Raw genomic sequence first — 25,204 nt, forward strand, 5'->3', positions numbered from 1 at the left:
ATGAAGCGCAAGATCGTCATCGCCGCTGCCGCCGCGGCACTGGTCGTGGGCGGAGCCGTCACCGCCTACGCCGCGTCCGGCGACGATTCCGTCCCCACCGCGAAGGTCACGGCCGCCGAGGCCCTGAGGATCGCGCAGGAGAAGACCCCCGGCTCGGTCGAGTCCGCCGACCGCGACGACGAGGGCAAGGGCGACTGGGAGATCGACATCCGCGCCGCCGACGGCCGCGACCACGAGGTCAGGGTGGACGCGGCCTCGGGCGCGGTGCTGGACTCCCGGGTGGACGGCGCCGGCGACACCGGCGACGCCGGAGACCACGGCGCCGGGAACGACGCCGAGGACGGGAACGAAGGGGCCGACACCGCGGACGGCGCCCTCCCCCGGCCCGAGGTCACCGCCCAGCAGGCCGCCGACGCGGCCCTCGCCCTCCGCTCCGGCACGATCACGGAGATCGAGCTCGACGACGCCCACTGGCAGGTCGAGATCCGGACGGACGACGGCGCCTCGCACGACATCCTGGTCGACCCCCGGACGGCCAAGGCGACCGCCGCCCCCGCGTCGGACGACTGACCCTCCCCCATGAACCGCCTGCGGGCCTGGCCCCCCTGGCCCGCAGGCACCCATCTCGGCCCACCGCGCCCGCGCACCCCGTCCACACCGGCCCGGCACCCGACCGGCGCCGCCGACGGCCCGGGAAGGCCGGTGAATCCCACAATCCACCCGCACGGCCGTACACGCCCGGCCCACCCGCGCCCGCCCGCACCCCCGGCCCGTGCCAGGGCCCTGACACCGGAGCACGGCCCGCCCGGACCGTGAGACCGAGCACGCTCCCGGGACCCCGAGCCCCAGGCCCCACGCCTCCGGGACCCCGAGCCCAGCAAGATCCTCGGAAACGCCCTCGGCCCACCGGGACCGACACCGGCCCCCGCGTACCGCTCAGCCGCGCTCCGTCAGCCCCGCCACCAGCTCGTCCGCCGCCGCGTACGGGTCCAGGCCCCCCGCCACGATCCGGTCCGCCAGCGCCTCCAGCCGGCGGTCTCCGTGCAGATCGGAGATGCGCTCACGCAGCCTGGTGACGGCGATGGTCTCCACCTCGCCCGCGGCCCGGCGGTGCCGCCGCTCGGCGAGCACCCCCCGCTCCTCCATCCAGGCGCGGTGCTTCTCCAGGGCCTCGACGACCTCGTCGATCCCCTCCGCCCGCGCGGCGACCGTCTTGACGATGGGCGGTCGCCAGTCACCGGGCCCCCGGGACTCCCCGAGGCCCAGCATGTGGTTCAGCTCGCGCGCGGTCGCGTCCGCGCCGTCGCGGTCGGCCTTGTTGACCACGTACACGTCGCCGATCTCCAGGATGCCCGCCTTCGCGGCCTGGATCCCGTCGCCCATACCGGGGGCGAGCAGCACCACCGACGTATCGGCCTGCGCCGCGATCTCGACCTCGGACTGCCCGACGCCGACGGTCTCGACGAGGATCACCTCGCAGCCGGCCGCGTCAAGGACCCGGACGGCCTGCGGGGCGGCCCAGGCGAGCCCGCCGAGATGACCGCGGGTCGCCATGGAGCGGATGTAGACACCGGGGTCGGACGCGTGGTCGGACATCCGGACACGGTCGCCGAGGAGCGCTCCGCCGGAGAACGGCGAGGAGGGGTCGACGGCCAGCACCCCCACCCGCCTGCCCGCCTTGCGGTACGCGCTCACCAGCGCGGACGTGGTGGTGGACTTGCCCACCCCGGGCGAGCCCGTCAGGCCCACCACGTACGCGCCGCCGGTCAGCGGCGCCAGTGCCGCCATCACCTCGCGCAGCTGGGGTGACGCCCCCTCCACCAGAGAGATCAGCCGGGCCACGGCCCTGGGCCTGCCCGCCCGCGCCTGGGCGACCAGCTGGGGGACGTCCACCATCACGCTCTCCTCGATCGGGTGAAGGGCTTACTTCGCCGGTACGCGGACGATCAGCGCGTCGCCCTGCCCGCCGCCGCCGCACAGCGCCGCCGCGCCGACCCCGCCGCCACGGCGCTTCAGCTCCAGCGCCAGATGGAGCACCAGGCGCGCCCCGGACATGCCGATGGGGTGGCCGAGGGCGATCGCGCCGCCGTTGACGTTCACCTTTTCCGGGGACACCCCGAGATCCTTCATCGACTGCACGGCGACCGCCGCGAAGGCCTCGTTGATCTCGATGAGGTCGAGGTCCCCGACCCCGATGCCCTCCTTGGAGAGGGCATGCTTGATGGCGTTGGACGGCTGCGACTGGAGCGAGTTGTCGGGGCCGGCGACATTGCCGTGCGCGCCGATCTCCGCGATCCACTCCAGGCCCAGCTCCTCGGCCTTCGCCCTGCTCATGACGACGACGGCCGCCGCACCGTCGGAGATCTGCGAGGACGTGCCCGCGGTGATGGTGCCGTCCTTGGCGAAGGCGGGCCGCAGCCTGCTCAGGGACTCGGCGGTGGTCTCCGGCCGGATGCCCTCGTCCTTGGCGAAGACCACCGGGTCGCCCTTGCGCTGCGGGATCTCGACGGGGGTGATCTCCGCCTCGAAGATCCCGTTCTTCTGCGCCGCCGCGGCCCGTTGGTGGGACGCCGCCCCGATCGCGTCCTGCTCCGTACGGGCGATGCCGAGCCGGGTGTTGTGCTTCTCCGTGGACTCGCCCATGGCGATGCCGTCGAAGACGTCGGTGAGTCCGTCGTACGCCATCGCGTCGAGCATCTCGACCGCGCCGTACTTGTAGCCCTCGCGCGACTTCGGCAGCAGATGCGGCGCGTTGGTCATCGACTCCTGGCCGCCCGCGACGACCACGTCGAACTCACCCGCACGGATCAGCTGGTCGGCGAGAGCGATCGCGTCGAGCCCGGAGAGACAGACCTTGTTGACGGTCAGCGCGGGTACGTCCATCGGAATGCCCGCCTTGACGGCCGCCTGGCGCGCCGGAATCTGTCCCGCACCCGCCTGGAGCACCTGGCCCATGATCACGTACTGCACCTGGTCGGGTCCGATGCCCGCCCGGTCCAGGGCCGCCTTGATCGCGAAGCCGCCGAGATCGGCGGCGGAGAAGGACTTGAGGGAGCCGAGGAGCCGTCCCATGGGCGTCCGCGCGCCCGCGACGATCACTGTGGTGGTACCGGTCGTTCCTGACATGAGAGACGATCCCCTTCCAGCTCTGAGGCTGAGGAGTGAACGAGGGTTTACCTCAATGTACTGAGCGGTTCCGCTTCGGGTCATCGTGCGGCCGGTGTGATCGCCCGCACGTTGCGTAACCATCGGTACGGGGGTGCACTGGTGGGATGCTGACGCGCATCGACCACATCGGGATCGCCTGTTTCGACCTCGACCGGACCGTCGAGTTCTACCGGGCCACGTACGGCTTCGAGGTCTTCCACACGGAGATCAACGAGGAGCAGGGCGTACGCGAGGCCATGCTCAAGATCAACGATACGTCCGACGGCGGGGCGTCCTACCTCCAGCTGCTGGAGCCCACCCGCGAGGACTCCGCCGTGGGGAAGTGGCTGGCCAAGAACGGTGAGGGCGTCCATCACATCGCCTTCGGGACCGCCGATGTCGACGGGGACGCCCAGTCGGTCCGCGACAAGGGCGTCCGCGTCCTGTACGACGAGCCGCGGACCGGCTCGATGGGCTCCCGGATCACCTTCCTCCACCCCAAGGACTGCCACGGCGTACTGACCGAACTCGTCACCTCTGCAACGGAGCACTGACCTCCGGATTCCCGGCCCGGTAGAGTGGGCAATTCCGGGCCGGGGCCGGGTCGGGGCCGCGCCGCGTCCTCTCATATTGTTCTGTCACCATTCCCCGGGGGGCCGTTCGCCCGGCGGGCGGTGCTTGTGTGTGGAGTCAGTTGCGACCAGGGGACGGATGGGACCGCGCAGTGCGGGGCTACGAACGCCAGGAGAGCCACCGAGCTGACGACGACCACCTCTCGCGGTTCGAAGCCGAGATGGACCGGCTGAAGACCGAGCGGGAGAAGGCCGTCCAGCATGCCGAGGACCTCGGCTACCAGGTCGAGGTGTTGCGCGCCAAGCTCCACGAGGCGCGCCGCAATCTCGCGTCCCGCCCCGCGTACGACAGCGCCGACCTCGGCTATCAGGCCGAGCAGATGCTCCGTAACGCCCAGATCCAGGCCGACCAGCTGCGCTCCGACGCCGAGCGGGAGCTGCGGGAGGTACGCGCCCAGGCCCAGCGGCTGCTCCAGGAGCACGCCGAGCAGCAGGCCCGCCTCCAGGCCGAGCTGCACGCGGAGGCCAATCAGCGCCGGCAGCGGCTCGACCAGGAGCTGGCCGAGCGCCGCCAGACCGTCGAGGCGCACGTCAACGAGAACGTCGCCTGGGCCGAGCAGCTGCGCGCCCGTACGGAGTCGCAGGCCCGCCGCCTGCTCGACGAGTCCCGCGCGGAGGCCGAGCAGTCCCTGGCACAGGCCCGCTCGGAGGCCAAGAGGGCCGCCGACGAGGCCCGTTCCCGGGTGGGCTCCGAGGCGGAGTCGGCCCGCGCCGAGGCGGAGTCGATCCTGCTGCGGGCCCGCAAGGACGCCGAGCGGCTGCTGAACGCGGCGTCCACCCAGGCGCGTGAGGCCACCAGCCACGCCGAGCAGCTGCGCTCGTCGACCACCGCCGAGTCCGACCAGGCCCGCCAGCAGGCCGGCGAACTGAGCCGGGCGGCCGAACAGCGGATGCAGGAGGCGGAGGACAGGCTCCGCGAGGCCCGCGCGGAGGCCGAGAAGCTGGTCACGGAGGCCAAGGAGGCCGCCGCCCGGCAGCAGGCGTCCGCCGAGTCCGACACCGAGCAGCGCACCCGTACCGCCAAGGCGGAGATCGCCCGGCTGGTCGCGGAGGCGACCTCCGAGGCCGAGGCGGTGAAGACGGAGGCCGAGCAGCTGCTCGCCGACGCCCGCGCGGAGGCGGAGAAGCGGCTCGCGGCCGCCGCCGAGAAGGCCCGTACGCTCGCGGCGGAGGACTCTGCGGCCCAGCTGGCGAAGGCGGCGAGGACCGCCGAGGAGGTCCTGAGCAAGGCGTCCGAGGACGCCCGGGAGACCACCCGCAAGGCGGGCGAGGAGGCCGAGCGGATCCGCCGGGAGGCCGAGGCGGAGGCGGACCGGCTGCGCGGCGAGGCCGCCGAGCAGGCCGATCAGCTCAAGGGCGCGGCCAAGGACGACACCAAGGAGTACCGCGCCAGGACCGTCGAGCTCCAGGAGGAGGCGCGGCGGCTGCGCGGCGAGGCGGAGCAGCTGCGTTCCGAGGCGGTCGCCGAGGGCGAGCGGATCCGCGGCGAGGCCCGCCGTGAGGCCGTCCAGCAGATCGAGGAGGCGGCCAGTACCGCCGAGGACCTGCTGACCAAGGCGCGTACGGACGCCGACGAACTGCGCTCGGGCGCGTCCACCGACAGCGAGCGGGTCCGTACGGAGGCCATCGAGCGCGCGTCCGGTCTGCGCCGGCAGGCCGAGGAGACGCTGGAGCGCACCCGCGCCGAGGCCGAGCGGCTGCGGGCGGAGGCGGAGGAGCAGGCCGGCGTGATGCGGGCCGCCGCCGAGCAGGCCGCCGACGGACTGCGTGACGAGGCCGAGCGGGCGATCGCGGCCCGTCAGCAGGAGGCCGCCGACGAGCTGGCCCGCCTCCAGGGCGAGGCCGAGGCCCGGGTCGAGTCCGCCGAGCAGCACCTCACGGACTCCCGGGCGGAGGGCGAGCGGATCCGCCGGGAGGCCGCCGAGGAGATCGACCGGCTCCGTACGGAGGCCGCCGAGCGCATCCGTACGCTCCAGGGGCAGGCCGAGCAGGAGGCCGAGCGGCTGCGGACCGAGGCGGCGCAGGACGCGTCGACGGCCCGCGCCGAGGCGGAGAACGTCGCGGTACGGCTGCGCAGCGACGCCTCGAACGAGGCCGAGCGGCTCAAGAGCGAGGCGCAGGAGACCGCCGACCGGCTGCGCGCGGAGGCCGCCGCCGCCGCCGACCGGGTGGGTGCCGAGGCCGCCGAGGCGCTGGCCGCCGCCCAGGAGGAGGCCGTGCGCCGCCGCCGGGAGGCCGAGGGCATTCTGGAGTCCGCGCGCGGCGAGGCGGACCGGGAGCGTGAGCGGGCCCGCGAGCAGAGCGAGGAGCTGCTGGCGTCGGCCCGCAACCGGGTCGAGGAGGCGGGGGCCGAGGCGCAGCGGCTGGTGGAGGAGGCCGACCGGCGCGCCGGTGAGTCGGTCGCCGCGGCGGAGCAGACCGCCAAGCAGGTGCGGGACACCGTCGCCGGGCTCCAGGAGCAGGCGGAGCAGGAGATCGCCGGGCTGCGGTCCGCCGCCGAGCACGCGGCCGAGCGCACCAGGAGCGAGGCGCAGGAGGAGGCGGACCGGGTCCGCGCCGACGCGCACGCCGCGCTGGAGCGGGCCGCCGAGGACGCGGCCCGGCTGCGGACGCGCGCCCAGGAGGAGACCGAGGCGGCGAACGCGCTCGCCGAACGGACCGTCACCGACGCGATCGCGGAGTCCGAGCGGCTGCGCGTGGACACCGCCGAGTACGTCCAGCGGATGCGTACGGAGGCGTCCGACGCGGTGGCCTCCGCCGAGCAGGACGCGTCCCGGACCAGGGCGGACGCCCGCGACGACGCCAACCGCATCCGTTCGGAGGCGGCGGCGCAGGCGGACCGGCTGATCGGCGAGGCGACGAGCGAGAACGAGCGGATCAGGGCCGAGGCGCAGACGCTGCTGGACGAGGCCCGCCAGGCCGCCGACCAGCGGCGGCGGGACGCGGCAGAGCAGGCTGACCAGCTCGTCGCCGAGGCGGGCGCCGAGGCGGAGCGGCTGCGGGCCGAGGCCGCCGAGACCGTGGGTTCCGCGCAGCAGGCGGCGGAACGTATCCGGACGGAGGCGCGGCAGATCAGGTCGGACGCCCAGGCGGCGGCCGAGCGGATGCGCGGCGAGGCGCGGGCGGCGGCGGACCGGACCGTGGACGAGGCGCGCGAGGCGTCGGCCAAGCGGCGCCGGGACGCGGCCGAGCAGGCGGACCAGCTCATCAACAAGGCCCAGGAGGAGGGGCTGCGCGCCGCCCTGGAGGCGGAGAAGCAGGCCGACGCGATGGTGGGCGCGGCGCGCAAGGAGGCCGAGCGGCTGGTCTCGGAGGCGACGGTCGAGGGCAACTCCCTGGTGGAGAGGGCCCGTACGGACGCCGACGAGCTGCTGGTCGGCGCGCGCCGGGACGCCACCGCCATCAGGGAGCGCTCGGACGAGCTGCGTATCCGCGTCGAGAACGAGGTCGAGGCGCTGCACGAGCGGGCCCGCCGTGAGACGTCCGAGCAGATGAAGACCGCGGGCGAGCGGGTCGATCAGCTGGTGAAGGCCGCGACCGAGCAGCGGGCCGAGTCCGCGCAGAAGGCCAAGGAGCTGCTGTCGGAGGCCACTTCGGAGGCCGGCCGGGTGCGGATCGCCGCGGTCAAGAAGGCCGAGGGCCTCCTGAAGGAGGCCGAGCAGAAGAAGGCCGAACTGATCCGTGAGGCCGAGCGGATCAAGACGGACGCCGACGCCGAGGCCCGGCGGATGGTCGGCGACGGCAAGCGGGAGCTGGATGTACTGGTGCGCAGGCGCGAGGACATCCAGGCCGAGATCTCCCGTGTCCAGGACGTGTTGGAGGCCCTGGAGTCCTTCGAGACTCCGTCCTCGTCCGGCGGCAAGTCGTCGTCGGGCGGCTCCGGAGGGGCCGTCAAAGCCGGTGCGACGGCCGGTGTTACCCGTTCGAGTGGCAAGTCGTCGGACGGCTAGCCACTCAAAAGGCTGGACATTCTCCAGATCAAACCGGCATCCGCTCGATGACACACCGCTTCGGCCCCTAGGATTCCCCCTATCACCTCACCGGTCTCATTCGACAGGAACCCCATGAGCGACACTTCCTCCCCCTTCGGCTTCGAGCTCGTGCGGCGTGGTTACGACCGCGGTCAGGTGGACGACCGCATTACCAAGCTCGTCGCCGACCGTGATAGTGCTCTGGCCCGAATCACCTCGCTGGAGAAGCGTATTGAGGAGCTCCACCTCGAAACGCAGAACGCCCAGGCCCAGGTAAGCGACGCGGAGCCGTCGTACGCAGGGCTCGGTGCGCGCGTCGAGAAGATCCTCCGCCTCGCCGAGGAGGAGGCGAAGGACCTGCGCGAGGAGGCCCGCCGGGCCGCCGAGCAGCACCGTGAACTGGCCGAGTCCGCGGCCCAGCAGGTCCGTAACGACGCCGAGTCGTTCGCCGCCGAGCGCAAGGCGAAGGCGGAGGACGAGGGCGTCCGTATCGTCGAGAAGGCGAAGGGCGACGCGACCCAGCTGCGCACCGAGGCGCAGAAGGACGCCCAGTCCAAGCGCGAGGAGGCGGACGCGCTCTTCGAGGAGACCCGCGCCAAGGCGGCCCAGGCCGCGGCGGACTTCGAGACGAACCTCGCCAAGCGCCGCGAGCAGTCGGAGCGCGATCTGGCGTCGCGTCAGGCGAAGGCGGAGAAGCGCCTGGCGGAGATCGAGCACCGCGCCGAGCAGCTGCGGCTGGAGGCGGAGAAGCTGCGTACGGACGCGGAGCGCCGTGCCCGTCAGACGGTGGAGACGGCACAGCGCCAGGCCGAGGACATCGTGGCCGACGCGAACGCCAAGGCCGACCGGATCCGCAGCGAATCGGAGCGCGAGCTGGCGGCGCTCACCAACCGCCGCGACTCGATCAACGCGCAGCTGACGAACGTCCGCGAGATGCTGGCGACGCTGACGGGTGCGGCGGTCGCCGCGGCCGGTACGCCCGCCGACGACGAGCCGATCTCGCGCGGTGTCCCGGCCCAGCAGTCCCGCTGAGCCGTTCGCTTCATCACGCGGTGGTCCGGCCTGGTCGGCCACCCCGGCGCGAAGCCCCCCGTCGCTCAAGTGGCGGGGGGCTTCGCGCACCCTTAACGTGGCCGCATGATCGAGCTTGAGGGCCTCACCAAGCGCTTCGGCACCAAGGTCGCCGTGGACCATCTCTCGTTCCGGGTCAGGCCCGGAATGATCACCGGGTTTCTGGGTCCGAACGGCGCCGGCAAGTCGACCACGATGCGCATGATGCTCGATCTGGACAATCCGACCAGCGGGTCCGTGCGGATCGACGGCAAGCACTACCGCGATCTGAAGGAGCCTCTGAAGTACATCGGCGCGCTGCTGGACGCGAAGGCCATGCACGGCGGGCGGAGCGCGTACAACAATCTGCTCTGTCTGGCGCAGGCGAACCGTATCCCCTCCTCCCGGGTGTCCGAGGTCCTCGACGTCGTCGGTCTGTCGACGGTGGCGGGGAAGAAGTCGAAGGGGTTCTCCCTGGGCATGGGGCAGCGGCTGGGGATCGCCTCGGCGCTGCTGGGCGACCCGGAGATCCTGATGTTCGACGAGCCGGTGAACGGGCTCGACCCCGAGGGCATCCACTGGATCCGCAATCTGATGAAGGCGCTCGCCTTTGAAGGGCGTACCATCTTCGTCTCGTCCCATCTGATGAGCGAAATGGCCCTCACCGCCGACCACTTGATCGTGATCGGCCAGGGGCGGCTGCTGGCCGACACCTCGATGGCGGACTTCATCCAGCAGAACTCCCGCAGTTTTGTCCGGCTCCGCTCCCCGCAGCAGGAGCGGCTGCGGGACGTGCTGCACCAGGAGGGTTTCGCCGCGGTCGAGTCGGGGGCGGGCGGGACGCTGGAGATCGACGGCGCGACCACCGAGGAACTGGGCGAGCTGGCGGCGCGTCATCAGCTCGTCCTGCATGAACTGAGCGCGCAGCGCGCCTCGCTGGAGGAGGCGTTCATGCAGATGACGGCGGCCTCGGTGGAGTACCACGCGCACGGTACGCCGGGGGGCGCGCCGTCGAGCGCACCGCCCGCGCCGGAACCGGTGCCCCAGTGGGGCCAGACCTATCAGAGCGGCAAGGGGGCCTGAACCATGGCATCGGTACCCGCGGTCCTCCAGTCCGAGTGGACCAAGATCCGTACGGTGTCGTCGACGACCTGGACGCTGGCGTGCGCGTTCCTGGTGACGGTCGCCATCGGTGCCGCGCTCTGCGCGGTGTTCAACGCGACGTTCGACGATCTGTCGGCGCGCGAACGGCTCAGCTTCGATCCGACGTTCGCCAGTTTCTCCGGGATGATTCTCGGCCAGCTGGCGATGGTGGTCTTCGGTGTGCTGGTGGTCGGCACGGAGTACAGCTCCGGCATGATCCGCACCTCTTTGGCGGCGGTCCCCCAGCGCGGCACGTTCATCTTCAGCAAGATGGCGGTGGCCACCGCCCTGGCGCTGGCCGTGGGCCTGGCGACGAGCTTCGCCGCGTTCTTCATCGGCCAGGCCCTCCTGGGCGAGCACCGCACCACCCTGGGCGCCGACCATGTGCTGCGCGCCGTCGTCGGCGGCGGCCTGTACATGGGTCTGATCGCGCTGTTCTCCATGGCCGTGGCGACGATGCTCCGCAGCTCGATGCTGGCCCTCGGCATCCTGATGCCCTTCTTCTTCCTGGTCTCCCAGATCCTCTCCGCGGTCCCCAAGGTCAAGACGGCCGCCCGCTACTTCCCCGACCAGGCCGGCTCCAAGATCATGCAGGTCGTCCCCGACGCCATGGGCAGCGCCAAGGCCCCCTACGGCCCCTGGGAGGGCCTGGGCATCATGGTCCTGTGGGTCCTCGCCGCCCTCGTCGGCGCCTTCCTGGTGATCAAGAAGCGCGACGCCTAGTTGTACTGACCCGCCGGGACGCGGGGCTGCGCCACCGTCGTGAGGGGATCGTTACGGCTTGGCCGGAACCGTCAGGGCCCGGATATCCTCTGAAGCCTTACGGGGGGCGTAGGGCACGACGGCCTGGGCCCCGACGACCAATGAAGTCGATGGGGCTGGAGAATGATCGAGGCAGTCGGCCTGACCAAGCGCTACGGCGCCAAGACGGCCGTGTACAACCTTTCGTTTCAGGTGCGGCCGGGTGCCGTGACCGGGTTCCTCGGTCCCAATGGTTCGGGTAAGTCGACGACCATGCGGATGATCCTCGGACTCGACAACCCCACCTCGGGGACGGTGACGATCGGGGGGCTGCCCTTCCGGGCGGTGCCGAACGCGCCGCGGCAGGTCGGGGCGCTGCTGGACGCCAAGGCGGTCCACGGCGGGCGCAGCGCGCGCAATCATCTGCTGTCGCTGGCGCAGCTCTCCGGGATCCCCCCGCGCCGGGTCGACGAGGTGCTCGGGGTCGTCGGACTCCAGGAGGTCGCCCGAAAGCGGTCCAAGGGGTTCTCCCTCGGCATGGGGCAGCGGCTCGGGATCGCGGCGGCGCTGCTCGGCGACCCGCAGGTGCTGCTCTTCGACGAGCCGGTCAACGGGCTCGACCCGGAGGGCATCCTCTGGGTCCGGAATCTGATGAAGCAACTCGCCACCGAGGGGCGCACGGTCTTCGTCTCCTCGCATCTGATGAGCGAGATGGCGCTGACCGCCGACCATCTGATCGTGATCGGGCGGGGGCAACTGCTCTCGGACATGAGCGTCAAGGACTTCATTTCGGCCAACTCCGCGGACTTCGCCCGGGTGCGTACGCCGCAGGAGGAGCCGCAGCAGCGCGAGAAGCTGACGGCCGCGCTCACCGAGGCCGGCGGGCAGGTGCTGTCGGAGCCCGACGGCGCCCTGCGGGTGACCGGGCTGCCGCTGCCGAGGATCAGCGATCTGGCGCACGAGTCGGACGTACGGCTGTGGGAGCTGTCACCGCATCAGGCGTCCCTGGAGGAGGCGTACATGCGGATGACGCAGGGCGCGGTCGACTACCGCTCGACGGAGGACCAGAAGTCGGGTCTGATGCAGCCGGGGCCGCCACAGGGGTGGGCGGGCGGGCCGCACATCCCGGAGGTGCCGCAGCAGGGGTGGTACGCGCCCCCGCCGCCGCAGCAGGGAGCGAATCCTTACGCCACCCCGGCCGCGCCCGGCCCGGCCGTAGTTCCGCCGCCCCCGCCCCCCGCGCCCGGCCCGGGTGGCGGTCCGCAACCCCAGGCCCCCGCGCCCGGCCCGGCCGCCGCACCCACCGATCCGACCACGCCCGAGGACGCCCGATGACCACCCCCTACCAGCAGCCGGGCGCGCCCGCCGCCTCGTACGCCTCGCCGATCCCCATCCGCAGGGCCACTCTCGGTGACGCGCTCGCCTCCGAGTGGACCAAGATCCGTTCCGTACGCTCCACGATGTGGACGCTCGGTGTCATGATCGCGCTGCTCGTCGGCATCGGGCTCCTCATCGCGGTGGGCGTCTCCGCCTCCGAAGCGGACCCGGAGAACGACGAGATCCTCATTCTCGGTTTCTTCGGCGTGCTGCTCGGCAGCGTCTGTGTGATCACCCTGGGCGTGCTGACGATAGCGTCGGAGTACAGCACCGGGATGATCAGGACCACGCTGACCGCCTGCCCCTCGCGCGCCCGGGTGCTGACCGCGAAGGCGATCGTCTACTTCCTGCTCGTCTTCGCCGTCACGGCCGTCACGACGACGACGGTCGCCGCCTTCCAGGTCGCGATGCTCGGCGACGGCTGGCCCAGCGCGGGGACCTGGTTCCGCGCGACGATCGGCGTCAGCCTCTACATCGCGTTCCTCGGACTGCTGTCGCTCGCCGTGGGCTCGCTGATCCGCCACTCGGCGGGCGCGATCACCGTGATGATCGGTGTGGTCCTGCTGCCGCTCGTGCTCGCGATGTTCATGTTCTCGGAGTCCCTCAACAGCGTCCGTGAGTTCCTGTTCGAGTACTCGATCCCGAGCCAGCTCTCGGTCCTGTACGACAACTCCGTGGTGGAGAGCGGCCCCCAGGGCTGGGAACCGCTGTGGATCATGATCATCGTCGCGGCCGTCGCGCTCGGCGGCGCGTACGCGGCGCTCAACGCACGGGACGTGTAGCAGCCGGGGCCGACCCTGCGGGACGGCCGCCGGGACACCTGCCCGCGGAACGGGCCCGGTGACGGTCCGGGCTCAGTACTTCGGCGCGTTACGGGACCGCTGCACCCGGGTGGTGCGGCGGTCCTTCGCGTTCCAGCACGCCTTGTGCCAGTGCCGCCGGTCGTCCACCCCGCCCTGCGCCGGCCAGGCCACCACGTGCGGGACGGCGGACGGGATCTCCTGGTCGCACCCCGGGCAGCGGTACCGCTTGCCCGCGGCACTTGCGCCCGCGACATGGCGGACCGACCACTCCTCCCCCTGCCAGGATTCGGTACGGCCGAAGCCGCCGTACCGGTCGCCCGGTTCGCCGGGCTGCGCAGAGGACTTGTCGCCGCCCTTGGGGCGGTTGCGGCGGGGGGACACGTGGCACCTCACGGGGCAAGTGGGGACGTTTCCTTTCGTGTCCCAGCCTACGGGCCGCGGTCGGGGGTACAGGTACGTCACGGCGGGAGACCGCGCCCGCCACCGGGCCGGTTACCGGAAAATCGCAAGAACTTCACTTTTGCCCGTGCCTTTGGCACGTGTCTGGCGTTATTGCCGACAGGGGGAGTCACGCGTCGGCCGCAAGGAGGCAGAAGGCGATGCGCGTAGGGACGTTCGTACTGGCCGCTCAGTTCCCGGGCCAGGGTCAGGGGGAGGCGCTGCACCGGGCGGTGCGGTCCGCCGAGGTCGCCGAGGAATCAGGGCTGGATTCGGTCTGGCTGGCCGAGCACCACTTCGTGCCGTACGGCGTGTGCCCGTCGGCGGTGACGCTCGCCGCGCTGCTGCTCGGCCGCACCCGCAGGATCCGCGTCGGCACCGCGGTGAGCGTGCTGCCCAGCGCGCATCCGGTGGCGCTCGGCGAGCAGGCCGTACTGCTGCATCTCACCAGCGGGGGAAGGTTCTCCCTCGGCGTGGGCCGCGGTGGCCCCTGGGTCGATCTGGAGGTCTTCGGCTCCGGCCTGCGGGCGTACGAGAGCGGGTTCCCGGAGTCCCTCGATCTGCTGCTGCGCTGGCTGCGGGAGCCGGCCGTCGGCGCCGACGGCGAGCGGTACCGCTTCCGTGAGGTCCCCGTCGTGCCCCGGCCCGACGAGGTGATCGGCGGCCCCCCGCAGGGGCCCGAGGTCATCGTCGCCTGCACCTCTCCGGGGAGCGTGCGGCTGGCCGCCGAGCGCGGGCTGCCGATGCTGCTCGGGATGCACTGCGGTGACGAGGACAAGGCGGAGATGGTCGCGCTGTGGCGGCGGCACGCCCTGGCGGCGGGCCACTCCCCCGAGGACATCGCGGCGGCCGGGCATGTGTCGGCCGGGGTGGCCCAGCTCGCGGACCGCGGCAGCGAGGCCAGGGAGACCCTCCTCAAGGCCATGCCGGGCTGGCTCCGGCAGGGGCTGGCCGCGCACATCACCGTCGACGGCCGGCACCGGGCGATGCGCGACCCCGTGGCGTACACGGAACTGCTGTGCTCGCTGCACCCGGTCGGCTCGCCCCGGCTCGCCGCCGACCGTCTGGCCGCCACCGCCGAGCGGACCGGCATCAGCCGCTTCGCGCTGCTCACGGAGGGCTCGGGCGACCTCACGACGACCGAGGAGAACGTACGGCGGCTGGGGCGGGACGTCGTCCCCCTGCTGACCTGAGGCGCCGGAGTCCCGGACGGGCCCGCCGCGACCGTACGCCCGGGGCCGCCGGGCCGGCCTGCGGTCGCGGTTCTCCGGCGCGGAGATCCGCCGCCGGCCGTGCACGGCGGGCACGGCCGGACGGCTCTCACCCCGGACGGAGCCGGGCGGCTCGGCCCGGCACCGCCGGGGACGGGGGCTCGGAAAGCACTCGGGCGCGGGCCCCGGGACGAGGCCCCGGCACGATCCCGCGCATCGCCGCCGCCCCGCACCAGACGCACCTCCCGCGATGCGGAGCGGCGGCACAAGACATCAGCAGTCGCGCAGTTCGGACGACTGGTTGAGCAACTGGCCCCGGATGGAGGTGAAGCGGGCGAGCCGCTCGTCCACCGAGGGATCCAGCGGGAACACCGCGACGCGGTGGCAGTTCTGGAATGCGAGCCGCACCCCGAAGTGCCGTTGCAGCGCACCGCGAATCGCGTCACTCGCGAGCGCGCGCAGCAGCTGACCACGTGCCTGCTCGTCCGGCGGAGGCGTCTGGTTGTCGGCGAACTCGCCGCCGTCGACCTTCAGCTGTGCCACCAGAGAACTGATCATCTCCCACGCGAAGGGCAGGGAGGTCCGGACGCAGTCGACGAATGCTGCTTCGTCGACCTCGCCTCGCTCGGCCTGCTCCAACAGCGCCGGTGAGACGTCGAGCGACATGGGTTCTCCTCTCGCGACCCCGGACTCCGGGGCCTTACGGGCAGGGAAACAGGCACCGGAAAACGCCGACATGCGCAGGACGCATGGCGACGCAGAGTGTGCGTCCGGCAACCTCACGCATCCACGTTAAGCGCGCCGTCGAGCCCGCACCAGAAGATTGGGCATACAACCAGCCAGAAACGAACAGGGACAAGTGGGACGACCCGAAGTTCCTCAGCCAGCCTCAGTAGAGGGTGACGACCGCGGGACGCAGGGGGAATCGCGCGGGGCGGCGTACGTCGAGTAGCGTTGCCGACCATGCGCCTCGTCATCGCCCGCTGTTCCGTCGACTACGCGGGCCGGCTCACCGCCCACCTGCCCTCCGCCCCCCGTCTGATCCTCGTGAAGGCAGACGGCAGCGTCTCCATCCACGCGGACGACCGGGCGTACAAACCGCTGAACTGGATGTCCCCTCCCTGCACACTCAAGGAGGGCGACGACAGTGTCTGGACGGTCATCAACAAAGCGGGCGAAAAACTGATCATCACCATGGAGGAGGTCCTCCATGACTCCTCGCACGAACTGGGCGTGGACCCGGGCCTGATCAAGGACGGTGTCGAGGCGCACCTCCAGGAGCTGCTGGCGGACCGGATCGAGACCCTGGGCCAGGGCTACACCCTGATCCGCCGCGAATACCCCACGGCCATCGGCCCGGTCGACATCCTGTGCCGGGACGCCGACGGCTCGACGGTCGCGGTCGAGATCAAGCGCCGTGGGGAGATCGACGGTGTGGAGCAGCTGACGCGCTATCTGGAGCTGCTGAACCGCGATCCTCATCTCGCGCCGGTGAAGGGCGTGTTCGCCGCGCAGGAGATCAAGCCCCAGGCGCGGGTGCTGGCGACGGACCGCGGCATCGGATGCGTGGTGCTGGACTACGACGCGCTGCGCGGCATCGAGGACGACAAGCTCCGGCTCTTCTGAGACCTCGCCCGGGACACCGGGCACCCGGGCCCCGGCCCTCCTCACGGGCGAAGGCGGGCCCGGCCAGGCCCGGTTGTCCGGTTCGCCCCGGTGAACGCCGGGTGCGGTGGCGGGAGTACGTGAGACGGCCCCGGGTGGCATCGCCGCCCGGGGCCGTACGCATGGGGACCGTACCCAGGAGGCCGTACGACGGCAGGGCGGCACGGGGCACGGGGCCGTACGCCCGGGTGCCGCCGCCGGACCGTCAGACGGCCGGCGGCTCCTGGGACACATCCCGCGACGCCTGCTCGGAGCTCGCGCCGACCGGAGCACCGACGGTCGTCGGCGCACTCGACGAGTCCGAGGGGCTCGGCGAGGAGGTGTCGGTCGGCGTGGCCGAAGAGGGCGGCTTGGGGCTGCTCGACGAGGACGGCGTGTTCTGCCCCGGCTTCGGCGGCGACGGCTTCCCCGGCTTCGGCGGGCGCGGCGGGCGCGGCGACTCCTCCTGCCGGGGCGGGGACGGAGCGAGGGGCGGGAGGAAGCGCGGCGGCGACGAGCCCGTACGCACCGGGACCCGGGCCGGTGTGCCGGGCGGGGCGTCACCGGCCGCGGGCGTGTCGGCCTCCAGCCCGTCGTCACCGGTGTCCTCGGTCGCCGACTGCTCGGTCCCGACCCGGCCGGCGGGCGCCTCCCGCTCGTCGGACACGGCCCCGAGCGTCGCGACCGTGCCCAGGACGGCGGCGAGCAGCGCCCCCGCGCCCGCGGCGACGAGATTGCGGCGGGCCCCGCCGAGGAAGGTCCGGCGGCGTGCGCCGGGTGCCTCGTCGTCGTGGGGATCGTCGCCGTACGCGCCCGGGTCGTACGGCCCGTCGCGCGAGACCAGGTGCTCGGGCTCGTCGGACCCCTCCGCCGGGCTGCCGCCGGGCTCACCCGGGGGCGGCGGCGCGATCTCCTGCTGCGACCAGGGCCCCGGGGCGCCCGGGATGTGGTCCGGCGACTCCTCGGGGCCCGGGTCGGGCGCGGTGCCCCCGCCCGCCCGGCCGGAGCGCCACGGGGAGGCCGGCGCGCCCCGCCCGTGGTCGGTGACGAGGGCCAGCGCCCGGCGGCTCGCGGCGGTGCCCTTCTTGTCGGAGAGCGCACCGCGCATCCCGATCGACGTCTCCAGCGCGGCGCGCGCCCGGTCCGGATTGCCGGTGCAGAGCGCGAGGATGCCCAACTCATGGTGGAAGTACGCCTCTTCGGCGACCTGCCCCGCTATTCGGGCGGCTTCGGAGCCGATGCGGAGCACCCGTTCCCAGGCCCCCCAGTGCAGCCCGGCGGCCAGGGCGGGCGCCGCGCTGCGGGCGAGGAGGACGGCCGCGCTGGCGTGCCCGGCCCGCTTGCCCTGCACCAGGGCCGCCAGGACGGCGACCACGGCGTCCGCCTCGGCCGCGACGCGCTCGGGGGTGACCGAGGGGTGCGCGGCCCACCAGGCGTAGTGCCGGGCCGCGGTACGGGCGTGGGTGGCGGACTCGGCCGCGTCGTCGCCGTACCCCTTCTCCCTCAGCTGGGTCACCGCGCCCGGGGACAGCCGGTAGCGTGCTCCGGCCGCGGAGAGCAGACCGCATCCCAGCAGCTCGCCGAGCGCCGCGTCCGCGTGGGTGTCCCCGACGAGCGCGGGCAGATGCGCCTGGTGCGGGACCTCGCCGCCGAGGGCGACGGCGAAGCGCAGGGTCTGCCGGGCGGCGGCGCTGAGCCGGGAGGCGAGCAGCGCGGCGGGCGCGGCCCCCTGTCCCAGCGTCGGCAGCGGCACCTCGGCGTTCCTGGCGCCCTCGAACGGGGAGAGGTCCTCGAAGGCGTCCGGGTCGTCGCGCAGTTCGTCGCACTGCCGCAGCAGCGCGCCGGCCTGGACGAACCGCAGCGGCAGTCCCTGGGACTCGAACCACAGGTCCCCGGCCCAGTTGGTCTCGTCCTCGGTGAGCGGCCGGTCGACGACCCGCTCCAGCAGCTCCAGCGAGGCACCGCGGCTGAGCCCGGCGAGGGTGACCTCGTCGAGCCGTGCGCCGGGGGCGGGCTCGGGGAGGCCGGGGGCGGCGGAGAGCAGAAAGGCGCACTCGGGCGCCGCGGCCAGCAGGTCGTTCAGGGCCGGGCCGCCGAACGCCAGGTCGTCGAGGACGACGACGGCCCCGATCTCCCGTACCCGGGCGAGGAGTTCGGCGCGGCCCAGCCGGTGGCGCGGTGTGCTGTGCAGGGCCGCGAACAGGTCGTACAGCAGCTCGGTCGCGGTGCGGTGCAGTCCGTTGAGGCGTACGACGCCGTCGGGTGCGAGACCGGCGCAGTCCTCGGCGACGAGGTCGAGCAGCGTGGTGCGCCCGGAGCCCTCGGGTCCGGTGAGCCGTACGGAACGGCCGCGGCCCAGCAGCCGGGTGACACGCTCGTGGACCTCGTCGCGCTCCAGCAGCGGGAGCCGGGGCGCGGCCGGTCCCGCGGGTACGGGCGGCTTCGCGGCGCGTTCGGCCTCGGCGCGCTGGGCGTGGGTGCGCCGCCGGGGCTCCGGCGGCCAGTCCCGGCCCTCGTGGGCGCCACCGGGCGGGCGGGGTCCGATCTCGCTGCCGTCGACCGGATTGACGGTGAGCAGAAGGTCTCCGGAGATCAGCTGCACGGTCCGGGCGGGCGCCGGCGTGGACTGGGCGAGGTCCGGCGCGCCCGGGTCGCGCGGGGCGCGTGGTCGGCCCGCGCCCTCGCCAGAAGTGTCCTTGTCCATGGTTCAAGCCCCCAGATGCGCTGTCGCACAGGTTCGTTCCCGCCGGAGTGGTGGTGGAGCCCCTGGCGGAGCGGGGTGTGCGGAGGTCCCCTCCCGATGCCTCCGTATGCCCCGCCGCCTTGGTGGTCCGTGTCCGGCGACCCGCCGTCCGGCGGCGCGCGGGCGCGCCGAAGCGGCGAGTGGAACCGAACCCTAGACGCTGGAGACCCACTACCCAACCGGCGGGGTACCGCCCCGTCCGCGACGTCACGATCCCATGAGAATTGCGAGCGTCGTACAGTTCGCGCCACAGGTCGTACGGTTCGCACCCCGCGTCTTCGGGTCCGCTCCGGGTCCGCCCCGGATTCACTCCGGGCGGGATGCGCACCGGTCAGGCCGTTCTGTTCGCCGCGGGACCGGGTTCGGGCGCGCGTCCGCTCACGTTCCGGAGCCCGGTCCCGTCGCGGTCACGGCCGGGTTCGCCGTCGGGGCTCGCGACCGGGACCGGGGGTGCGGCCAAGGTCCGCGCGGCCCCGAGGCTCACACCCGGGGAAGCGATTCGGCGGCGAGGCCGCCCTCGATCGCGAGGATGCGGTGCAGCCGGGTGGCCACCAGCAGTCGCTGCATCTGCGGTGGCACTCCGCGCAGTACGAGCCGGCGGCCGCACCGGCCGGCCCTGCGGTGGGCACCCATGATGACCCCGAGCCCGGTGGCGTCCCAGGAGTCGAGGCCGGTCAGGTCGAGCACCAGGTCCCCGTCCCCGTCGTCGACGGCCGAGTGCAGGACCGTACGGGCGTCCGCCGCGCTGCGGACGTCGAGGCGGCCCCCGACGACCAGCTCGGTGTGGTCGCCCCTGATGTGCATATGCGCTCCCCAAGAGTGCTTCATTGCCCTGTGGCTTGCGTCTCCGGCCGCCCTCGCGCCCCTGACGGCTCCGGCGGCACTTCCGTCGTCTGTCGTCTGTCTTCGTCTTCTGTCTTTCAACAACTGACGGCAAAGGAGCCGGTCCAGTTGCTGCTTGTAAGCGAACCGATACCGAATTCACCCCGAAGGGTGATCATCGGGGACCCGCTCACACCGGCCCGGAGCTGCCCGGATCGGCCGGCGCGCGGTCGGTCCCGCCCGCCCGGCGGGTCTCAGTAGGTGTAGAAGCCCTGCCCGCTCTTGCGGCCGATGTCACCGGCGTCCACCATCCGGCGCATCAGCTCCGGCGGGGCGAACTTCTCGTCCTGGCACTCCGTGTAGATGTTCTCGGTGGCGTGCAGCAGGATGTCGACACCGGTCAGGTCGGCCGTGGCGAGCGGTCCCATGGCATGGCCGAAGCCCAGCTTGCAGGCGATGTCGATGTCCTCGGCGGACGCGACGCCCGACTCGTACAGCCGGGCCGCCTCGACGACGAGCGCCGAGATGAGCCGGGTGGTGACAAAACCCGCGACATCGCGGTTGACGACGATGCACGTCTTGCCGACCGACTCGGCGAACTCCCGTGTGGTGGCGAGGGTCTTGTCGCTCGTCTTGTAGCCGCGGACGAGTTCGCACAGCCGCATCATCGGCACGGGCGAGAAGAAGTGGGCGCCGATGACCCGCTCCGGACGCTCCGTCACGGCCGCGATCTTGGTGATCGGGATGGCGGAGGTGTTGGAGGCCAGCACGGTGTCGTCGCGGACGAGCCTGTCGAGCGCACGGAAGATCTCGTGCTTGATCTCCAGCTTCTCGAAGACCGCCTCGACGACGATGTCCGCGTCGGCGACCGCGTCCAGGTCGGTCGTGGTGGTGATGCGCGCCAACGAGGCCTCGGCGTCGGCGGCTTCGAGGGTGCCCTTGGACACGAACCTGTCGTACGACGATCTGATGCCGTCCTTGCCACGGGTCAGGGCCTCGTCGGTGACATCGCGCAGGACGACGTCCCAGCCCGCCCGGGCCGAGACCTGCGCGATGCCGGACCCCATGAGTCCGGCCCCGATGACGGCGAGCTTCCCGGCCACTTCGGCACCCCTTAACATCCGTTTACATTGCGCCCTGGGGCGGAGGTTAGCGCTCGTGGGGGGCCATGTGGCGGTGAAGAGATGCGCGTCACGTCTCAGATGACGGACATCACACCCGCGCCGCTCATTCGGAGGTGCGCACGGCGTAGTTGAGGAGCCGTTCCCCGAGAAGGCTCTCGATCTCGTCGACGACGCCGAGCGTGTCTCGGGAGACGTCCTCGGGCCGGCGGCCCGCCATCATCCCGCGGCGGACGGCCTCGGTCACGGACTGGTGGATCCAGTCGATCTGTCCGGCCACCAGGGCGGGCAGCGGATCGCCCGGGGCGGCGGCGGTCGCCTCGCGCAGGGTCTGCTCCAGCCGTTCGACCGCCCGCTGCTGGAGCCGGGCGAGCCCGGCGCGCAGCGTGGCCGCGTCCTGGACGACCAGCAGGAAGCGTTCATGGCCCGCCGCCAGCCCCACGCGCGGCGACACCGACTCGACCTCGGCGCGCAGCTCGCGCAGGACGGCCGCGGCGGCGGACTCCCCCGCGTCCCGGCCCCGCACCCAGCGGGAGAGCTGTTCCACCAGGTCGTCGCCTCGGTCGAGGAAGAGCTCTTCCTTGGTGGCGAAGTAGTTGTAGACGGTGTTGACCGACACGTCGGCGGCTTCGGCGACCTCGGCGATGGTGACCGCGTCGAAGCCGCGCTCCACGAAGAGGCCGGTGGCCGTGTCGGAGATGAGCTGCCGCGTCTGCCGCTTCTTGCGCTCTCTCAGTCCCTCGCGTTCGCGCTCCCGCTGTGCCTCGGTCATGGGCTCATCGTAGCTTTCCTGGACCGATGCAAATATTTGTGTCCGCTGAATTTTTGGTGTCGTTGCAATTTTTCAGTTGCTCTGGTTTTCTGAGGTCATGGCAATCATCAGTACGGCCGGGCTCGCCCGGACCTTCCAGACCAAGCAGGGCCCGGTGGAGGCGGTGCGGGGCATCGACCTTCGGGTCGGCGGCGGCGAGATCGTCGGCCTGCTCGGCCCGAACGGGGCGGGCAAGACGACCACCCTGCGGATGCTCACCACGCTGCTGCCCCCGACGGGCGGCGCGGCCACGGTCGCCGGATGCGATCTGGCGCGCGACCCCGGGGGCGTACGGAAGCGGACCGGGTACGTCGCCCAGTCCGGCGGGCTCGACCCCCAGATCACCGTGCGGGAGGAGCTGGTCACCCAGGGACGGCTCTACCGGCTGCCCAGGGCCGAGGCAGTGGCGCGGGCGGAGGAGCTGGCGGAGGAACTCGGCCTCGGCGATCTGCTGGAGCGCCGGGTCGCGGCCCTCTCCGGCGGCCAGCGGCGCAGGCTCGACATCGCGATGGCGCTCACCCACCGGCCCGATGTGCTCTTCCTCGACGAGCCCACCACGGGACTCGACCCCGGCAGCCGGGCCGACCTGTGGAAGCTGGTGCGGCGGCTGCGCGACGAGCACGGCACGACCGTCCTGCTCACCACGCACTACCTCGACGAGGCCGACGCGCTCGCCGACCGGCTCGTCGTCATCGACAAGGGCCTGGTCGCCGCCGACGGCACCCCGGCCGCGCTGAAGCTGGAGCACACGGGATCGGCCGACGCGCCGCTCCAGGAGGCGTTCCTCGCGATCACGGGGCGCGGCCCCGCCACCGCCGACCCCTCTCCCCTGTCGGTCTAGGCCCCCCTCTTCTCTGTCCGCCCAGGGCGCCGTTCCCGCCCGTCCAGGGCCGTTCCGGCCCGTCCCGGCCGGACAGGCCCGTATCAGGAGTTCCCATGCTGCTGCACGACACCGGACTGGTCTTCGGGCGCTACGCCCGGCAGGCCCTGCGCTCCCGCTTCCATCTCCTCTTCGGCGCACTCATGCCGCTGCTCTACCTCCTCTTCTTCGGGCCGCTGCTCACCGGGCTGCCGCTGGACTCCCGAGGCGACTCCTGGCAGGTCCTGGTGCCGGGCCTGCTCCTTCAGCTCGCGCTCTTCGGCGCGTCCTTCTCCGGGATCGCGGTCATCATCGAGAACAGCCAGGGCGTCGTGGAGCGGATGCGGGTGACCCCCGTCAGCCGGCTCGCGCTGCTGCTGGGCCGGGTGCTGCGCGACGCGGCCCTCCTCGTCTTCCAGGCCGTACTGCTGGTGCTCACCGCGCTGGCGATGGGGCTGCGGGCTCCCCTCGGCGGGATCCTGATCGGCTTCGCGTTCGTCGGTCTGCTGACCGTCTCCCTGGCCTCCCTGTCGTACGCGCTGGCGCTCCGCGTCCGCGCCCCGCAGGAGTTCGGCCCGGTGATCAACGCGGTCACCATGCCCGCAATGCTGCTGTCCGGGCTGATGCTGCCGATGACCCTCGGACCCGGATGGCTCGACGCGCTCTCGCACGTCATGCCGCTGCGCTATCTGGTGGACGCGACGCGGGACGCGTACACGGGCGCCTACGCGACGGCGTCGATGCTGTACGGGGTGCTGGTCGCCCTGGGCTTCGCGGCGCTCGCCGTGACGGTGGGCACACGTGTCTTCCGCAGGGCCAGTGCGTAACTAGGCTGGCACCATGGTCAATCTGACGCGCATCTACACCCGGACCGGCGACCGGGGCACGACGTCGCTGGGCGACATGAGCAGGGTCCCCAAGACGGATCTGCGGATCGCCGCCTACGCCGACACCAACGAGGCGAACGCCGTGCTCGGCACGGCGATCGCGCTGGGGCGGCTACCGGAGGATGTCGTCCAGGTCCTCACCCGGGTCCAGAACGACCTCTTCGACGTGGGCGCGGACCTCTCGACCCCGGTCGTGGAGAACCCCGCGCATCCGCCGCTGCGGGTCGAGCAGTTCTACATCGACCGGCTGGAGAAGGACTGCGACCGCTTCCTGGAGCAGTTGGAGAAGCTCCGCAGCTTCATCCTCCCGGGCGGCACACCGGGCGCCGCGCTGCTGCACCACGTCTGCACCGTCGTACGGCGGGCGGAGCGCTCGACCTGGGCTGCGCTGGAGGTCCACGGCGAGACGATGAACCCCCTCACGGCCACGTATCTGAACCGGCTCTCCGACCTGGTGTTCATCCTGGCGCGGACGGCCAACAAGGAGCTGGGCGATGTGCTGTGGATCCCGGGCGGGGAGCGCTGAGGGGGTTTGCTCCGCCCGGGGCGGGTGGCCCCGGGCGTGGCGTGACCGCGCCTGCTCGGTACGGGGCCGGGTGACCGCCCGCGCACCGTGACCGCCCGCGATCCGTCCGGGGCGGGTGGCCACCCGCGTACCGTGGCCGCCTCCCCCGCGTCCTCCGTCCCCGACCGCCGGACGGGTCGGGCCGTGCCCCCGGCTGCTCGTCCCGTGACCGGCCCGATGGTGCCCATAGGGCGCCTCTGATGGATCAGGCTGGGTCAGTGAGCGGGGTCTGCTGCCGTGGATCGCAAGGCGGAGGGGGAAGCCACTGCGGTGGGGGTACCCCCGTGCCCGCAGGGCACAGGGGGCCATGGGCGACCGACGCCAACGCGGCAAGACGCTGTACCAGGGCACGCGAGCCCAGCAAGATCCAACAGAAACGCCCTAACCCCGGCCCGGGGACGGGGCCGAGGGCGGTGGCGGTACGGCCGCGCGGGCTCGGAGCCCGCTGCCCGGCCGCGCACCGGCTCGGGCCGCGGCCGGAAACCCAGAGCGCGGCCCCCGGACCGCCGCACATCGGTCCCGCGCGCCGCACATCAGTCCCGCCGGACGCCGACCCGCTCCTGTGCGTGCTTCTCCCCCGCGGGCTCCTTCTTCGGCCACACCACGTACGCCAGCACGATCAGCCCGTGAATGGCCGCGAACTTCCATGCCTGGCCGATCCAGCTCTCCAGCGAACCGCTGCGCCCCGGGTCGTCGACGTACAGGATCGAGAGCCACAGCAGCCCGGTCGCCACCACCGCGCCGATCAGCGTGCCGAACCAGACCTTGGTCTCGTGCCATGCGCGCTGCATGCCGTACTGCGGCGGCTTCACCGGCGGCGGCGCGCCGCCGAAACGATGGGCCGCGATACCGTCGAGCCACATGACCGTGCGGTGACCGTGGCCGACGGTGTAGCCGATGTAGAGCGCGGCCAGACCGTGCTGCCAGCTGGGCTGCGCCCCGTTCTTCAGATCGATCGCGGTCACGATGAGCAGGACGACCTCCAGCACGGGCTCGCACAGCAGCAGCGCCATGCCCAGCCGTGGCTTCTTCAGCAGATAGCGCGATCCGAGCCCCGCGGCCAGCAGCACCCAGAACCCGATCTCGCAGGTCACGATCAGTGCGACGATCACAGCCTCCTCCTTTCACCGCTTCCAGCTTCCCGGCCGCCGGGCCGCCGTTCGTCGTCACGGGTGACGAAGTGGCCCTGCATCCTTCGATGTACTCGCGGCTCACTCCAGCCGAGGAGGCGGTCGGGGC

At 72.4% G+C, this 25,204-nt stretch carries 22 protein-coding genes; 13 read left to right on the plus strand and 9 right to left on the minus strand.

From position 1 onward, the window contains the following. On the plus strand, positions 1-570 hold the full coding sequence (locus ACFYT4_RS19345; RefSeq protein WP_389269998.1) for a PepSY domain-containing protein: 570 nt from the start codon (positions 1-3) through the stop codon (positions 568-570). Positions 571-936: 366 nt separating this feature from the next. On the opposite strand, the gene meaB is transcribed toward ACFYT4_RS19345, so the two are convergent. After that, positions 937-1,896 (minus strand): methylmalonyl Co-A mutase-associated GTPase MeaB, encoded by a 960-nt coding sequence (gene meaB / locus ACFYT4_RS19350; protein WP_389270000.1) that lies wholly within the window; start codon positions 1,894-1,896, stop codon positions 937-939. A 27-nt stretch (positions 1,897-1,923) separates the two neighbouring features. After that, positions 1,924-3,126, minus strand: a complete 1,203-nt coding sequence (locus ACFYT4_RS19355) for an acetyl-CoA C-acetyltransferase (RefSeq protein ID WP_389270002.1) — start codon at positions 3,124-3,126, stop codon at positions 1,924-1,926. Between the two features lie 146 nt (positions 3,127-3,272). Here ACFYT4_RS19355 and mce point away from each other — a divergent pair, with 146 nt between their 5' ends. The 7 genes from mce (at position 3,273) to ACFYT4_RS19390 (ending at position 12,843) form a co-directional block, all read left to right on the plus strand. Next, entirely contained in the window at positions 3,273-3,701 is a 429-nt protein-coding gene (gene mce, locus ACFYT4_RS19360; RefSeq protein ID WP_389270004.1) for a methylmalonyl-CoA epimerase, read from the plus strand. A gap of 170 nt (positions 3,702-3,871) precedes the next feature. After that, positions 3,872-7,729 carry a polarized growth protein Scy gene (gene scy / locus ACFYT4_RS19365; RefSeq protein ID WP_389270006.1) on the plus strand — a complete coding sequence of 1,286 codons (3,858 nt, stop codon included), beginning with the start codon at positions 3,872-3,874 and terminating at the stop codon, positions 7,727-7,729. Between the two features lie 114 nt (positions 7,730-7,843). Then, positions 7,844-8,782: a cellulose-binding protein gene (locus ACFYT4_RS19370; protein WP_389270008.1), complete on the plus strand. Its 939-nt coding sequence runs from the start codon at positions 7,844-7,846 to the stop codon at positions 8,780-8,782. A gap of 105 nt (positions 8,783-8,887) precedes the next feature. Next, positions 8,888-9,883, plus strand: coding sequence for an ABC transporter ATP-binding protein (locus ACFYT4_RS19375; RefSeq protein WP_389270010.1), 996 nt, complete (start codon positions 8,888-8,890; stop codon positions 9,881-9,883). Positions 9,884-9,886: 3 nt separating this feature from the next. After that, positions 9,887-10,666, plus strand: a complete 780-nt coding sequence (locus ACFYT4_RS19380; protein WP_389270012.1) for an ABC transporter permease — start codon at positions 9,887-9,889, stop codon at positions 10,664-10,666. A gap of 162 nt (positions 10,667-10,828) precedes the next feature. Further along, a complete protein-coding gene (locus ACFYT4_RS19385) occupies positions 10,829-12,019 on the plus strand; it encodes an ABC transporter ATP-binding protein (RefSeq protein WP_389270014.1) in 1,191 nt (396 codons plus the stop codon). Continuing rightward, a complete protein-coding gene (locus ACFYT4_RS19390; RefSeq protein WP_389270016.1) occupies positions 12,016-12,843 on the plus strand; it encodes an ABC transporter permease in 828 nt (275 codons plus the stop codon). Before ACFYT4_RS19385 ends, ACFYT4_RS19390 begins: the two co-directional genes overlap by 4 nt. A 72-nt stretch (positions 12,844-12,915) precedes the next feature. On the opposite strand, the gene ACFYT4_RS19395 is transcribed toward ACFYT4_RS19390, so the two are convergent. Beyond that, the gene (locus ACFYT4_RS19395) at positions 12,916-13,245 is read right to left on the minus strand and encodes an ATP/GTP-binding protein (RefSeq protein ID WP_389270018.1); all 330 of its coding nucleotides are present in this window, start codon (positions 13,243-13,245) and stop codon (positions 12,916-12,918) included. Positions 13,246-13,463: 218 nt separating this feature from the next. Here ACFYT4_RS19395 and ACFYT4_RS19400 point away from each other — a divergent pair, with 218 nt between their 5' ends. Further along, positions 13,464-14,495, plus strand: a complete 1,032-nt coding sequence (locus tag ACFYT4_RS19400) for an LLM class flavin-dependent oxidoreductase (RefSeq protein WP_389270020.1) — start codon at positions 13,464-13,466, stop codon at positions 14,493-14,495. A gap of 291 nt (positions 14,496-14,786) precedes the next feature. Here ACFYT4_RS19400 and ACFYT4_RS19405 read toward each other — a convergent pair whose 3' ends face one another. Continuing rightward, a complete protein-coding gene (locus tag ACFYT4_RS19405; protein ID WP_389270022.1) occupies positions 14,787-15,179 on the minus strand; it encodes an SCO5389 family protein in 393 nt (130 codons plus the stop codon). A gap of 297 nt (positions 15,180-15,476) precedes the next feature. On the opposite strand from ACFYT4_RS19405, the gene nucS reads away from it, so the two are divergent. Next, positions 15,477-16,139 (plus strand): endonuclease NucS, encoded by a 663-nt coding sequence (gene nucS, locus ACFYT4_RS19410; protein ID WP_389270024.1) that lies wholly within the window; start codon positions 15,477-15,479, stop codon positions 16,137-16,139. Between the two features lie 244 nt (positions 16,140-16,383). Here the strand turns inward: nucS and ACFYT4_RS19415 are convergent, their stop codons facing one another. From ACFYT4_RS19415 to ACFYT4_RS19430, 4 genes are all read right to left on the minus strand, one after another. Further along, the gene (locus ACFYT4_RS19415; protein WP_389270026.1) at positions 16,384-18,861 is read right to left on the minus strand and encodes an ATP-binding protein; all 2,478 of its coding nucleotides are present in this window, start codon (positions 18,859-18,861) and stop codon (positions 16,384-16,386) included. 519 nt (positions 18,862-19,380) lie between these two features. Continuing rightward, positions 19,381-19,704, minus strand: a complete 324-nt coding sequence (locus ACFYT4_RS19420) for an STAS domain-containing protein (protein ID WP_361147689.1) — start codon at positions 19,702-19,704, stop codon at positions 19,381-19,383. A gap of 272 nt (positions 19,705-19,976) precedes the next feature. Next, on the minus strand, positions 19,977-20,825 hold the full coding sequence (locus ACFYT4_RS19425; RefSeq protein WP_389270111.1) for a 3-hydroxyacyl-CoA dehydrogenase family protein: 849 nt from the start codon (positions 20,823-20,825) through the stop codon (positions 19,977-19,979). 124 nt (positions 20,826-20,949) lie between these two features. Further along, entirely contained in the window at positions 20,950-21,615 is a 666-nt protein-coding gene (locus tag ACFYT4_RS19430; RefSeq protein WP_389270029.1) for a TetR/AcrR family transcriptional regulator, read from the minus strand. Between the two features lie 97 nt (positions 21,616-21,712). Between ACFYT4_RS19430 and ACFYT4_RS19435 the strand changes: the two genes are divergently transcribed. From ACFYT4_RS19435 to ACFYT4_RS19445, 3 genes are all read left to right on the plus strand, one after another. After that, entirely contained in the window at positions 21,713-22,495 is a 783-nt protein-coding gene (locus tag ACFYT4_RS19435; RefSeq protein ID WP_389270031.1) for an ABC transporter ATP-binding protein, read from the plus strand. Positions 22,496-22,590: 95 nt separating this feature from the next. Then, positions 22,591-23,340, plus strand: coding sequence for an ABC transporter permease (locus ACFYT4_RS19440; protein WP_389270033.1), 750 nt, complete (start codon positions 22,591-22,593; stop codon positions 23,338-23,340). 13 nt (positions 23,341-23,353) lie between these two features. Beyond that, positions 23,354-23,926, plus strand: coding sequence for a cob(I)yrinic acid a,c-diamide adenosyltransferase (locus ACFYT4_RS19445; RefSeq protein WP_389270035.1), 573 nt, complete (start codon positions 23,354-23,356; stop codon positions 23,924-23,926). Positions 23,927-24,498: 572 nt separating this feature from the next. On the opposite strand, the gene ACFYT4_RS19450 is transcribed toward ACFYT4_RS19445, so the two are convergent. Next, the gene (locus tag ACFYT4_RS19450) at positions 24,499-25,077 is read right to left on the minus strand and encodes a hypothetical protein (protein ID WP_389270037.1); all 579 of its coding nucleotides are present in this window, start codon (positions 25,075-25,077) and stop codon (positions 24,499-24,501) included. Between the last annotated feature and the right edge of the window lie 127 nt (positions 25,078-25,204).

Source organism: Streptomyces sp. NPDC004609, from assembly GCF_042873655.1.
Lineage (GTDB): Bacteria > Actinomycetota > Actinomycetes > Streptomycetales > Streptomycetaceae > Streptomyces.